The following is a 12,775-nucleotide window of genomic DNA, read 5'->3' as shown; positions in this document are numbered from 1 at the left end:
GTTCGTCCACGTCAAGCTCGATACCGGCGAGACGATCACCGCCCGCTCGCCCGGCGACTTCCGCGTTCGGCATGGCGATCCCGTCTGGCTCACCCCGGAGGACGGTCGGATGCACAGATTCGACGCGCAGGGGTTGGCCATCGGGGTGGACGACCGGGGATCCTTGACGCCCGTCCGCCTGTCCGCCGCACGGTGAGCCGGTCGTCCCCCCGGGCGGCGCGATTCGTCTTGCCATGGGGCATGGAGGCTGCGACGACCCGTGGCGGGCACCTCGGGACCTCGGCACGATGCAGCGATCGGCAGACAAGCTTTTCCACGGGTTCCGGTCCGCCGTGGTGGCGACGGACGACGGCCCGCTCGCCGTTCTGACGGGCGGCTCCGGACCGCCGGTCCTGCTGCTCCACGGCTATCCGCAAACACGCGCCGCATGGCACCTCGTGGCGGGCGGGCTCGCCGCGCGCCGGACCGTGGTTCTGGCGGATCTGCCGGGATACGGCGACAGCCCGCTTGGAAGCTGCGACGGATCCAAGCGCATGATGGCCGCCCGTCTCGTGGCGCTGATGCGTGCGCTCGGCCACCGCCGCTTCGCGGTGGTCGGCCACGACCGCGGCGGGCGGGTCGCCTACAGGATGGCGCTGGATCATCCCGACGCCGTGGAGGCGCTGACCGTCGTCGCGGTGGTCCCGACGCCGGAGATGTGGGAGGGCGCGGACCTCGCCTTCGGCCTGAAGGCCTGGCACTGGTACATGCTGGCGCAGCCGGCCCCCCTGCCCGAGGCGCTTCTGGGTGCCGCGCCTTCGCTCCTGCTCGACACGACGCTGGAAGCGATGGCGGGCGGTCCGGGACGCCTCGATCCTCTGGCGCTCGCCGACTACCACGCCGCCTTCGCCCGCCCCGAGGTGCGCCACGGCATCTGCCAGGACTACCGCGCCGGCGCCGCGGCCGACCACGCCCACGATCTGGAAGACCGCCGGGCCGGTCGCCGGATCGCCGCCCCGGTTCAGGTCCTGTGGCCGGCAGGCAAGGCCGGGCCGGGGGGCCGCGACGTTGGCGACATCTGGCGGCCATGGTGCGAGAGCGCCGATGTGTTCGAGGTCGGCGGCGGCCACCTCCTGCCCGAGACCGCGTCCGAGGCGGTGCTGGCCGCCCTCGTGCCCTTCCTCGAGCGCACCGGTGCCGGCCGTGACGGGGCGTAGGGGGAGCGCCGGGCGGGCGGGCGCACCCGACAACCCGCTGACGCTGCGCCAGATCGAGGTGTTCCATGCCGTCATGCAGGCGCGCTCCATCACGGGCGCCTCCCGGCTCCTGTCCATCTCCCAGCCCGCCCTCAGCCGCACCCTGCGGCGCATCGAGGACGTCCTGGGGATCATCCTGTTCACCCGCGACCGGAACGGGCTGGTTCCCACGCTGGAGGCGCTGGAGATCTACGCCTCGATCGACCCGCTGATGCGCCAGGTCGCCGGCATCGTCCAACAGATCGACCGCATCGCGCGCGGCGAGACGGCGATGTTCCGGATCGGCTCCACCGCAAGCACCGCGCGCGTCCTGATGCCGCGCGCCCTGCGCGCGCTGTCGCTGGACGTGCCCGGCGTCGAACTGTTCTTCGACGTCCTGCCGGTGGAACAGGTCCGGGACTACCTGCTCAACGGCCGTGGCGAGGCGGTGGTCACCATCGCGCCCCCGGCGCATCCCTCGCTGGCGATGGAGCGCGTCGGCGGGGTCGAGCTCGTCGCGGCCCTTCCCAGGGCCCACGCGCTTGCCGAGCACGCGCTGATCCGCGCCGGCGACCTGGAGGGCGAGGACTTCATCGCCTTCGCGGCCGGCGGCGCGCACCAGACCGTGGTGGACGGCTTCCTGAGCCGCGCGCACGTTTCGGTCCGGGTCCGCGCCGTGGCCCGCTTCTCCGACACCGCGCTGGCGCTGGCGAACGAGGAGATGGGGATCGTGCTGGTGGACCACGTGACGACGCTCGGCCCGATCGGCGACAGGCTCGTGATCCGCCGGCTGGAGGATGCGCCGCGCTTCGATGTCTGGGTGGTCTGGAACCGGCGCCGGCCGCATTCGGCCAACCTGCGCAAACTGATCGAGATCCTCGCGCGCAGCATCGCGGAGCTTTCCGCGCCGTCCTGAAGCATGCCCTCAAGGCATGAGGCACCATGACTTTGATGCTTGCGGCGTGCCGCGCGCGGCGGCATGGATGGGCGACGGCGACCGATCCCGCCGTCAGGGAGGATGACAGGATGGATTCGACACTGACCCGCCGGCAGGCGCTCGTCGGCATGGGCTCGCTCGGCGTCGCGCTGGCGCTCGGGCGCCCCGCGCGCGCCGCCACGCGCAATCTGGCCGTTCTGCACCTGGCCAGCCACGCGCCGAGCTTCATCGCCTACGAACGGGGGTATTTCCGCGACGCCGGACTCGACCTCGAGCTCAAGTTCTTCGAGGCCGCCCAGCCCATGGCGGTGGCGATCGCTTCGCGCGACGTCGACTTCGGCGTCACCGCGATCAGCGGCGGTCTGATCAGCCTGGCCGAGAAGGACGCGGTCAAGGTGATCGGCGGCGCGCTGCGCGAGGAGCCCGGCACGGTGGGCGCCATCGTACTGGCCTCCGACAAGGCGTTCCGGGCCGGCCTGACGGACCCGTCGGCCCTTCCCGGCCGCAGTTTCGGCATCACCACGGCGGGCTCGTCCTTCCACTTCATGGCGCACAAGATCGCCCAGGCGAAGGGCTTCCCCTTGAGCGAGGTGAACCTCCGGCCGCTCCAGAAGCTCGGAGCCCTGGTCGGGGCGCTGTCCACCGGGCAGATCGACGCCTGGGCGATCCAGCCCAACGTCGCCAAGAAGATGCTGGCCGAGGGGGCGGCGCATCAGATCGGGCTGATCAGCGACTACGCCCCGGACTACCAGGTCACCGCAGCCTTCACCTCGACCCACAACGCAGGCGCCGAGCGCGAGATGACGAGCGCCTTCGTGGCGGCCTATTCGCGCGCGATCGCCGACTACAACGCCGCCTTCGTCGACAACACGGTGGACGAGGCGCAGCGCGACGAACTCGCCCGCATCGTCCACAAGTATGTCGAGAGCGAGAGCCCGTTCGAGGCCGCGAAGGCGAACCTCGTCGCCGGGGCGATGCGCATCAACGAGGGACTGGCGCTCAACATGGGAAGCTGCATCGAGCAGCTCGACTGGTTCAAGTCCGAGGGCATGGTCGGGTCCGGCGTGACGCGCGAGCAGCTCTTCGATGAGTCCTACGTCAAGCTGCTCTGACGCCGACGGCAGGGAGGCCGCCATGGAACTGCGACTGGAGAAGGTCGGGCATTCCTACGGGAACGTGCGCGTGCTCGACGACGTGTCCCTCGACATCGCCGACGGGCAGATCGTCTGCCTGGTCGGCCCCTCGGGCTGCGGGAAGTCCACGCTGCTGCGCTTCATCGGCGGGCTGGAGCAGCCGAGCGAAGGGCGCGTCGTCCAGGTCGGCGAGCCGCCGCGCGACTCCCTGAACCCGCTGACCTACGTGTTCCAGCATTTCGCGCTGCTGCCCTGGCGCACCGTGGAGGGCAACATCAAGCTCGTCCTGGAGGACCACGGCCTGTCCGGCGCGCGCATGGACGAGATCGTCACCGACGTGCTGGAGCGGACGCGGCTCTCGGAGTTCCGCACGGCGCTGCCCAAGCAGCTTTCGGGCGGCATGCGCCAGCGCGTCGCCATCAGCCGGGCGCTGGCCGTCTCGCCGGCCGTGCTCCTGATGGACGAGCCCCTGTCGGCGCTGGACAGCCAGACGCGGGAGCTCCTCATGGACGATCTCGTCGGGCTCTGGACGCGCCAGCCCTTCACCGCCGCCTACGTCACCCACAACCTGAACGAGGCGGTGCGGCTCGGCCATCGCGTCGTGGTCCTGTCGCGCCGCCCGGGCCGGATCCGCAGCGTGGTCGAGATCGAGACGCCGCTCGCCGAACGGCGTGCGGGCGATCCGCTCCTGGAAGCGCGGCAGAACGAGCTCTGGGAGCTGATGCGCGAAGAGGCCATGGCCGCCGACAAGGAGCTGTCCCATGTCTGACATCTCGATCGCCCGCCCCCTGCCGCTCGGGGGAACCGGCAAGCCCGCCGCGTCGCGCACGGTGCCGTTCCGGGGCGGCGGCTTCTCGCCGGCGCCCGTGCGCGGCGTCGCCGCGGCGCTGTTCGTCGCGCTGATCGCGCTGGCCGAGATCGGCACGCGGACCGGCGTCATCTCGAGCCTGACCCTGCCCCGGCCCTCCGCCGTCTTCATGACCCTCTACGACATGGCGCGCACGGGCGCCTTGTGGACCCATCTCCTGCCCTCGCTGCAGCGGCTGTTCATCGGCACCGGGATCGGCGTCTCCTGCGGCATCGCGCTCGGCGTCCTGATCGGCCTGTTCAGCTACGTGCGCGCCGGTTTCGTTCCGCTGGTGGCGGCCCTGTTCCCGATCCCCAAGATCGCGCTCCTGCCGCTGTTCGTGATTTGGTTCGGCATCGACGAGACCTCGAAATACGCGCTGATCGCCTTCGGCACCTTCACCCCCACCGTGGTCGCCACCTACGGCGCCGTCGACAATGTCGACCGCCTGCTGATCCGCATGGGGCAGAGCTTCGGGCTGAGCTGGTGGTCGATCGTGCGCAAGATCGTCCTGCCCGGCGCCTTCCCCACGATCCTGTCGGGCCTGCGCGTGTCCATCTCGATCGGCATCATCCTGCTCGTGGCGGCGGAGATGCTGGGCGCCCAGTACGGCATCGGCTCCTACATCCTCGAGGCGGGCTCGCTCTACAATCTCGAGCGCCTCTTCGCGGGTGTGACGATCCTGTCGCTAATGGGCCTCGCGCTCAGCGCGGTGATCGGCCGCATCGAGCGCCGCTTCCTGGCCTGGAGGGACTGAGCGCGATGCTAGCCCTGCAGAAGACCCGCCCGAGCCCCGGCTTCGAGCTGCGCGAGGTCCCCGAACCGGGCGTGCCGGCGGACGGCGAGGTGCTGATCCGCGTCCACTGCGCGGGGATCTGCGGAACCGACCTCCACATCGCCGAGTGGACCGCCGGCTACGAATCCATGGGCGCCGCCATGCCGGTGACCCTCGGCCACGAGTTCTCGGGCATCGTGGAGCGCACGGGCGCCGGCGTGCCGGCCTCCATGACGGGCCTGCGCGTCACCGTGCGCCCTTCCACCACCTGCGGCCGGTGCGCCCGGTGCCGGAGCGGGCACGCCGACGACTGCACGGGGCGGGTGGGGATCGGCATCGGGCGGGCAGGCGCCTTCGCCTCGCTGGTCCGAGCGCCCGCCGCCAACTGCCACGCTCTGCCAGACGGCCTCGCCATGGACGTCGCGGCCCTCTGCGAACCGATGACCGTGTGCGCCGAGGCGGTGGCGACCGCCGAGGTGGCGCCGGGCCAGAAGATCCTGGTGGTGGGGCCGGGCTTCATCGGCCAGGGCATCGCGCTGCTGGCGCGGGCCGCTGGGGCCGAGGTCGTGGTGCTGGGGCGTGAGGACGCCCCTCGCCTTGAGGCGTTGCGCGCGCTCGGATTCCGCGCGCTGGTGGACACGCGCGACGTCGAGCTGCGCGAGGCGCTCGCCCCCCTGGCTCCCTTCGACGCCGTGATCGAGGCCGCCGGCGTGCCTTCGCTGGTCGCCGCCTGCCTCCCGTTCCTGCGCAAACGCGGCATCTTCACGGTGGTCGGCATCCATCCGCGTCCCGCCGAGATCGATCTGACGGCGCTGGTGCGCGCCCACCAGCAGATCCGCGGCTCCTATCGCGCCCCGCCGCGGACCTGGGATGCCGTGCTCGCCTTCCTCGGCGACAACCAGGACACGATGCGCCGCCTCGTCTCCCACAACATCGCGCTGGCGGACGCGGCGGACGGCTTCGAGGCCGCGCGGTCGCGCCGGGCGTCCAAGGTCCTGTTCCATCTAGGGAATCGGCCATGAGCGGCGCGTTCCTGGCCTTGTGGAACGACTATCCGAGCGCCATGACCCAGGAATACGAGGCCTGGCACTCGTTCGAGCACGTGCCCGAGCGCCTGACCACGCCCGGAATGGTGTCGGCGCGGCGCTACGCGGCCTTCGGCGACGGGATGAACCGCTACTTCACGCTGTACCAGCTCGAGGACCTCCAGACCGTCGAGCACCCCGCCTATCTCGACCTCGTGCGCAACCCGACCGAATGGTCGCGGCGGATGCGCCGCCATTTCTCCAACGTGCTGCGGATCCCGGCGGCACGCTGCGCCGGCGGCGGCCGCGGCGTCGGCAGTTGTGCCCTGGTCCTGGCCTATTCGGCGGGAACCGGGGACGCTCGAGACGCGATCCCCGCGCTGGAGCGGGGCCTCGGGGCGATGGTCGAGGACGCCCGCATCCTCGGCTTCCAGATCGGCCTCGCGACGCCGAACCAGGCCTACGAGGTCTTCACGCAGGACCGGGCGCCGGACGAGGACACGCTGGACGTCGTGATCGTGGTGGAGGGCCTCCACCGCTGGAGCCTGGAGCGGATGCGCGACGAGGTCGCCGCGCTGATCCATCGCTGCCTCCGGCCCCGGCAGCCGCTGCGCGAGGATCTGCTCGACCTGATCGTCGCCTTTCGGAGCAACGAGTTTCCGGCCGATCGCCGGCAGATCCCGAACTCGTCCCGCCTTTTCGGCGCCGAACCGGCGCGCGGCACGGCGCTGGATTTCGCCGCGAAGGGCGCCGAAGAGCGCCCGCCCCCGCGCGACGAGGCGGCGCGGCCGGCCGGCTGACGGGCTCTGGGCACCTCGTCCGTCCTGATCGGCGGCAAGGGGTCGGCCTTGCATCGGCACCGGCGACCGGTCGCAGAAGCCGCATCGCGGCTTCGGCACTCCTTGCCAGCCGAGGCGGCCGAGGCGGCATGACGTGCGCGCCACGCCCTCGATAGGCGGAGGGCTTGCCGGCCGGATGCGTTATCGGCGACTGCTACCTCGCCGCCCGGCGCTCGACCCGATGCCCCGCAGGACCGCCTCGATGACCCACACCCATTTCGACTTCGCCGCGCTCACCGAGCGCGAGCGCTACAAGCTCCTGATCGGCACGGTGATCCCCCGCCCCATCGCGCTGGTGACGACCGTGGACGGCGAGGGCCGGCGCAACGCCGGGCCCTTCTCCTTCTTCAACGTCCTCACCCACGATCCCGCGATCGTGGCGATCGGGGTCGAGAACCAGGCGGACCTCAGCTTCAAGGACACCGCGCGCAACATCGACAGGACCCGGGAATTCACCGTCCACATCGTGGACGACGCCCTGGTGCGGCAGATGGAGATCTGCGCGATCAAGTTCGGCCCGGAGGTGGACGAGCTCGCGGAGGCGGGGCTCGACACCGCGCCGGGCGCCATGGTCGCGAGCCCGCGCATCCTGGCCGCGCCGGCGGCGCTCGAATGCCGTCTCCACTCGGTGCTGCGCGTCAGCCCGGCTCGCGAGATCATCCTCGGCGAGGTGGTCGGCCTGTTCGTGCGCAGCGACGCGCTCGACCCCACCAACCTCCATATCGACCAGCAGGTGATGGACGCGGTCGGGCGGATGGGCGGTCATACCTATGCCCGCACCCGCGACCAGTTCGACATCAGGACCCACTCGAAGGAGGACTGGGCGCGCCATCCTCGGGATCCGGCGGCCGACATGCCGACAGATGACTAAGTCGTGCATCCCCGTGTTGGATTTCGGGCTGCGCCAGGTCCGACGGCGGGACGCCGTGCTGTTCTCCCCGCATCTCGGCGCCCGCCCGACGCCCACTCAATGGACCGTCCCCGCGACGCTGGCCGAGATCGGCGACCGGCCGCAGAGCCTTCTCGGGCGGGACACCGCGATGGACGTGGCGACGATCAAGGGTTTGGTGAAGACGCTGCCGGACCCCAGCGACCGCCGTCGCCTGTCGATCTCGCTCCCGCTCGGGGGCCGGGCGTGCGGCGTTCGGGCGCCACAGGCCGAGCGCCTTCACGGTGACCGGCAAGACGCCCGCCCCCTTGGACGGGGCCGAACGCGACACGCTGCCGGGCCTTCTGGAGAGGCTGCGCTGATCGAGGCACGCGTGCGTCAGTGCGCGTGGGCCCTTGCGGCCGCCACCGCCTCGTCGAGCCCGCTCCAGGCCGGCTTGTCCGGGGCGAAGCGCGCCCGCAGATAGCGCAGGAGCTCAGCGATCGTCCGGTCGTCCAGCGTGGCGCCGAAGGCGGGCATGGCCGACACCTCGTCCGCCGGCCCGTCCGCAGCGGCGTGCGCCGCCGCCGGGCGCGAGGCGGGTGCCTCGACGCCGCCGAGGATCGCCTGGATCACGTTGTCCGGGCGCTCGGCGTGAAGCCCGGTGTTGAGCGCGAGCGAGGTCGATCGGCCGGCGTCGCCGTGGCACGCGGCGCAGGCTCCCTCGAAGGCGCGCCCGCCCACCGGCGCCGCCGCCATCGCCGCGGGCGCCGCCGCGCGGCTCCGCTCCAGCGCCCGGTCCGCCCGCAGCCGCGCCTCGTCCGGCGTGGGCACGCCCGTCCGGCGTTCGGCGAGATAGTGCGCCATCGCGCGGATGTCGGCATCGGGCAGCGCGCTCAGCGCGTCCACCACGGGGGCCATCGGCCCGGCGGCGGCGCCGTGCAAGGCCGAATGGCCGGTGCGCAGGTAGTCGTAGAGCGATTCGGCCGTCCAGCCCGCCGGGGCGAGGCTCGTTTGCGTCAGCGAGGGGGCGGTCCAGCCGTCCACGGAGCCGCCCGCCAGATGCGAGCGTCCCGCGATCTCGGCGCCGAGCGCGTTGCGCGGCGAATGGCAGGCGCTGCAGTGGCCGAGCCCCTCGACCAGTTCGGCGCCCCGGTTCCATTCCGGCGACCGGGCCGCCTCGGCGCCGGCCGGACCGGCGGACAGGAACATCGCGTTCCAGGCCGCCATCAGGGGGCGGATGCCGAAGGGAAAGCGCAGGCGCGTCTCGGGCGTGCGCGCGGCGGAGGCCGGCTGCGCCATCAGATAGGCGTAGAGCGCCTGGAGGTCGGCCTCGCCGGCCTTGGCGAAGGACGTGTAGGGGTGGGCGGGGTAGAGATGATGGCCGTCGCGGCTGACGCCGGCGCGCATCGCCCGCTCGAAGGCGGAATAGGACCAGGCCCCGATCCCGGCCTCCGGGTCGGGCGTGATGTTGGTGGCGTAGACCGTGCCGAAGGGCGTCTCCAGCGCCCGTCCGCCGCCGAACGCGGTGCCGTCGGGCGCGGCGTGGCAGACGTTGCAGGCGCCCGCGGCGGCGGCCAGGCGGCCGCGCTCGATCGTGGCCGGCGAGAACACGTCGGCGGCGGGCCGCGCGATCGGGGCGATGGCGGGACGAAGCGGCATCGCGGTGGTCAGGAGGGTCCCCAGACCCGCCAGCGCGGCGAAGGGCAGCCCCCATCGCCGCCAGCCTTTGCGCGTCGGCGGGGCGGGCGGCGGCTCGGGCGCAGGCAGCGGGTTGAGCGCGGCGCGCACCCGCTCCGGCGTGATCGGCAGCTCGCGGAAGCGGACCCCGGTTGCGTCGAAGATCGCGTTGGCGATCGCCGCCGCGCTCGGCACCGAGGCGGATTCGCCGGCGCCCAGCGGCGGGTCGTCCGGGCGCGGCACCATGAGCACGTCGATCTCGGGCACCTCCGGGAACTGGAGGATCGGGTAGGCGCCCCATTCCCGGCTGGTCACGGCGGTCGGCGAGAAGCGCACCTCCTCCTTCAGGACGCGGCTCGCGGACTGGAGGACGTTGCCGTGGATCTGGTGCCGCACGCCGTCCGGGTTGACCACCTGCCCGGTGTCCTGGCCGCACACGACGCGCGTCAGCGCGACCTCGCCCGTCGCCTTGTTCACCGCGACGTCGGCGACCCAGGCGGCCCAGGCCGCCGCCGTGCCGGGAAACTTGCCGTGAACGTAGACCGCGTAGGCGAAGCCGCGCCCGTAGAGGATGTCGCCCTCGCCGCCGTGCGTGCCCGGCCGCTCGTGCGGCACCCACTGCGCGCGCTCGGCCACCGCCCGCACGAGATCGGCCGCGCGCGGGTCGTGCAGGTATCGCAGCCGGTACTCGATCGGATCGACGCCGGCCGCGCTCGCCAGCTCGTCGATGAACGATTCGTGCGCGAACGTGTTCGGCATGGCCGACACGCCGCGGAACCAGGAGGCCCGCGCGATCGGCGGCATGTCGTGCACGGTGACGCGCAGGTTCGAGAACGCGTAGGGCGGGATCGCGGTGCGGTCGCCCATCTGGAGCACGTCCGCCACCGGAGCGACCTTGCCGGTCAGGATCAGGGCGAGCGTGGGCGCCAGGTTGGAGGGGTAGCGCGTCTCGAACTCGTAGCCGGCCGGGCCGCCCTCGGCGTCCAGTCCGCCACGCACGTCGACCACCTGCGCCGCGCCCTTCGGCTCCCAGGCATGCTCCTGCTCGCGCGTGAGCTGCACCCGCACCGGGCTTCCCACCGCGCGCGACAGGAGCGCCGCGTCGGCGGTCACGTCGTCGGCGCAGTTGCGCCCGTAGCACCCGGCCGCCTCCAGCCGGTGCACCGCGATCCGGTCCTCCGCGAGATCCAGGAGACGGGCGAGGTCGGCGCGCATCGGGAACGGGTTCTGGGTGCCCGACCAGACGGTCAGGCCGTCCTCGCGCCAGTCGGCCACGGCGCAGGACGGGCCGATCGAGCCGTGCATCTGGTAGGGCCAGACATAGGTCCGGTCCATCGGCTCGGCGACGCCGCGGAGCGCGCGATCCACGTCGCCCCGGTCGGTGAGGAGGCGCGCGGTGGACGGGTTGCCGCGCAGCGCGGCCTCCGGCGCGTTGAGGTCGGGCACGGGCGGCGGCGGCGCCCAGGCGACCTGGAGGCGCTGCATCGCCAGGACGGCATTCTCCTCGCGCTCGGCCACGACGCCCACGAAATCGCCGATCGCCACCACCGCGACGAGGCCCGGGACGTCGGCCACCGACGCCTCGTCGAGCCCGAGGAAGCTCGTGCCCACATGCGGGCCCGCGTCGAAGCCGGCATAGGGCGGGCGCACCACGCGCCCGTGCAGCATGCCCGGCACGCGCACGTCGTGGACGTAGATGAACGTGCCGGTGGCCTTGGCGGGGATGTCGACGCGCGGCTGCGAGCGTCCGATGATCCGGTATTGCGCGGCCGGCTTCAACGGCGCCTGCGGATCGATCGTCAGGCGCACGGCGGCGCCCGCGACGAGGTCGGCGAAGGGAAGGAAGACGTTGGAGGGCGGCTCGGTGCGCACCACGCCGTCCTCGGCGACGAGGGCGTGCGGATCCGCCCCCATGCGGCGCGCCGCCACCGCCACAAGGTGCGCCCGCGCCGTGGCGGCGGCCGTCCGCAGCGGGATCGCCGTCACCTGGATCGTCTCGCTCGCGATGGTCGCCCCCTGGTTGGGCGCGCCGGCCGTGCTGCCGAGAACCATGGTGACGGAATCGAACGGGACGCCGAGCTCCTCGGCCACGATCTGCGCGAGCGCCGTGCGGATGCCGGTGCCCAGGTCCACATGGCCGTTGAACGCCGTGACGCCCCCGTCCGCGCCGATCGCCAGGAAGAGCTCGCCCGGACCCTCGCCCGCGGGATCGGGGCGCATCACCAGAAGCGTGTCGGCGGCGTCGAGGAAGCTGGCGGCGGTGCGGTCTGTGCGGGAGTCACTCATCGGGCGGTCTCGGCGGGGGCGGCGGGCTCGGCCATCCGGTCGGCGGCCAGGCGGACGGCGGCGAGGATTTCCAGATGCGTGCCGCAGCGGCACAGGTGATGGCGCAGCGCGGCGCGGATCTCGGCCTCGCTCGGCCGCGCGTTGCGCGCCAGGAGTGCCACCGCGGCGACGATCATGCCGTTGAGGCAGTAGCCGCACTGCGCGGCGTTGCAGTCGATGAAGGCGCGCTGCACCGGGTGCGGCTCGTCGCGCGAGCCGAGACCTTCGAGCGTGGTGATCGCTCGCGCGCCCACCGCGCGCAGCGGGACGGTGCACGAGCGCACGGCGCGCCCGTCCATGAGAACCGCGCAGGCTCCGCATTCGCCGAGCCCGCAGCCGTATTTCGGTCCGTTGCATTCGAGGTCGTTGCGCAGGACATAGAGAAGCGGCGTCTGCGGCGCCGCCTCGATCTCGACCGTGCGCCCGTTGACCTCGAGGCGGGTCCGCTCCGGGGCGGACGCGGCGTTCACGCTCGCACCTCGCCGCACGCCGCCGCTCTCACCCCACGTCGTCGACCTCGACGATCCGCCGCAGCGTGTGGAGCAGCGCCAGGCGCTCGGCCGGATTGAGGCCCCCGAAGGTCAGCTCGGTGATGCGGCGCGCATGCGGGATCATCTCGGCGACCATGTCGAGGCCGGCCGGGCTGGCCGCGATGATCACCTTGCGCGCGTCGGCGGGATCCTTGGCCAGCGAGATCAGCGCGCGCGCCTTGAGACGGTCCACGATGCCCCGGATCGTGGCCTGGTCGACCCCCGTCGCGCGCACCAGCTCGCTCTGCGACTGCGGGCCGTGGTCGCGCAGCGCGCACAGGGTGGAGAACTGGACCGAGGTGAGCTGGCCGTCGCCGGAATTGGCCTGGAAGATGGCGAGATGCCGCTGATAGGCGCGGCGCAGGAGATAGCCGACCTGCTCGGTGATCTCGTAGGGCGCCGCGCCGTCCGGCACGTCCTCCTCCGCCTCTGCGTTCCGTGAATCCATGCCTGCCCGATCTTTCCGTCTTGCCGCCGCCCGATGGTCCGGCGCCACTCATAGCGCAGGCCGGTCCGCGCTGTCGCGCGACATGGGACGAGCCACGTCCGACGAGCGGAGCGAAGGCGGCTTCGAGGCGACGGATGGCTCGGATTGGGAGGAA

11 protein-coding genes and 1 pseudogene are annotated in these 12,775 nt (G+C 72.4%); 9 read left to right on the top strand and 3 right to left on the bottom strand.

Annotation, left to right across the window (positions count from 1 at the left end; translation table 11 throughout):
* The 9 genes and pseudogenes from D3218_RS17375 to D3218_RS17335 all read left to right on the top strand — a co-directional run.
* A pseudogene (locus D3218_RS17375) lies at nt 1–196 on the top strand (TOBE domain-containing protein); the annotation flags it as partial.
* 91 nt (nt 197–287) lie between these two features.
* Nucleotides 288–1,196 carry an alpha/beta fold hydrolase gene (locus tag D3218_RS17370; protein WP_119541338.1) on the top strand — a complete coding sequence of 303 codons (909 nt, stop codon included), beginning with the start codon at nt 288–290 and terminating at the stop codon, nt 1,194–1,196.
* Nucleotides 1,183–2,130 carry a LysR family transcriptional regulator gene (locus tag D3218_RS17365; RefSeq protein WP_168990583.1) on the top strand — a complete coding sequence of 316 codons (948 nt, stop codon included), beginning with the start codon at nt 1,183–1,185 and terminating at the stop codon, nt 2,128–2,130. The genes D3218_RS17370 and D3218_RS17365 overlap by 14 nt, the downstream gene beginning before the upstream one ends.
* 110 nt (nt 2,131–2,240) lie before the next feature.
* The gene (locus D3218_RS17360; RefSeq protein ID WP_119541336.1) at nt 2,241–3,263 is read left to right on the top strand and encodes an ABC transporter substrate-binding protein; all 1,023 of its coding nucleotides are present in this window, start codon (nt 2,241–2,243) and stop codon (nt 3,261–3,263) included.
* A 22-nt stretch (nt 3,264–3,285) separates the two neighbouring features.
* A complete protein-coding gene (locus D3218_RS17355; protein WP_119541335.1) occupies nt 3,286–4,053 on the top strand; it encodes an ABC transporter ATP-binding protein in 768 nt (255 codons plus the stop codon).
* Nucleotides 4,046–4,888, top strand: a complete 843-nt coding sequence (locus D3218_RS17350) for an ABC transporter permease (protein ID WP_119541334.1) — start codon at nt 4,046–4,048, stop codon at nt 4,886–4,888. Before D3218_RS17355 ends, D3218_RS17350 begins: the two co-directional genes overlap by 8 nt.
* Nucleotides 4,889–4,893: 5 nt before the next feature.
* Nucleotides 4,894–5,928 carry a zinc-dependent alcohol dehydrogenase gene (locus D3218_RS17345; protein ID WP_119541333.1) on the top strand — a complete coding sequence of 345 codons (1,035 nt, stop codon included), beginning with the start codon at nt 4,894–4,896 and terminating at the stop codon, nt 5,926–5,928.
* Nucleotides 5,925–6,731 carry a hypothetical protein gene (locus D3218_RS17340; protein ID WP_119541332.1) on the top strand — a complete coding sequence of 269 codons (807 nt, stop codon included), beginning with the start codon at nt 5,925–5,927 and terminating at the stop codon, nt 6,729–6,731. Before D3218_RS17345 ends, D3218_RS17340 begins: the two co-directional genes overlap by 4 nt.
* Before the next feature lie 241 nt (nt 6,732–6,972).
* Nucleotides 6,973–7,641 carry a flavin reductase family protein gene (locus D3218_RS17335; RefSeq protein WP_119541331.1) on the top strand — a complete coding sequence of 223 codons (669 nt, stop codon included), beginning with the start codon at nt 6,973–6,975 and terminating at the stop codon, nt 7,639–7,641.
* 396 nt (nt 7,642–8,037) lie between these two features.
* On the opposite strand, the gene D3218_RS17330 is transcribed toward D3218_RS17335, so the two are convergent.
* Genes D3218_RS17330 through D3218_RS17320 form a run of 3 tightly spaced genes read right to left on the bottom strand, consistent with a single transcriptional unit; the run spans nt 8,038 to nt 12,621 of the window.
* A complete protein-coding gene (locus tag D3218_RS17330; protein ID WP_119541330.1) occupies nt 8,038–11,604 on the bottom strand; it encodes a molybdopterin cofactor-binding domain-containing protein in 3,567 nt (1,188 codons plus the stop codon).
* Complete coding sequence (locus D3218_RS17325; protein WP_119541329.1) at nt 11,601–12,113, bottom strand: (2Fe-2S)-binding protein; 513 nt, start codon at nt 12,111–12,113, stop codon at nt 11,601–11,603. The genes D3218_RS17330 and D3218_RS17325 overlap by 4 nt, the downstream gene beginning before the upstream one ends.
* A 28-nt stretch (nt 12,114–12,141) precedes the next feature.
* Nucleotides 12,142–12,621, bottom strand: a complete 480-nt coding sequence (locus D3218_RS17320; RefSeq protein ID WP_119541328.1) for a MarR family winged helix-turn-helix transcriptional regulator — start codon at nt 12,619–12,621, stop codon at nt 12,142–12,144.
* Between the last annotated feature and the right edge of the window lie 154 nt (nt 12,622–12,775).

This window comes from Aureimonas flava (assembly GCF_003583935.1).
GTDB lineage: Bacteria > Pseudomonadota > Alphaproteobacteria > Rhizobiales > Rhizobiaceae > Aureimonas > Aureimonas flava.
Note: the sequence above shows the minus strand (reverse complement) of the source record. Positions and strands in the feature narration are given on the sequence as shown.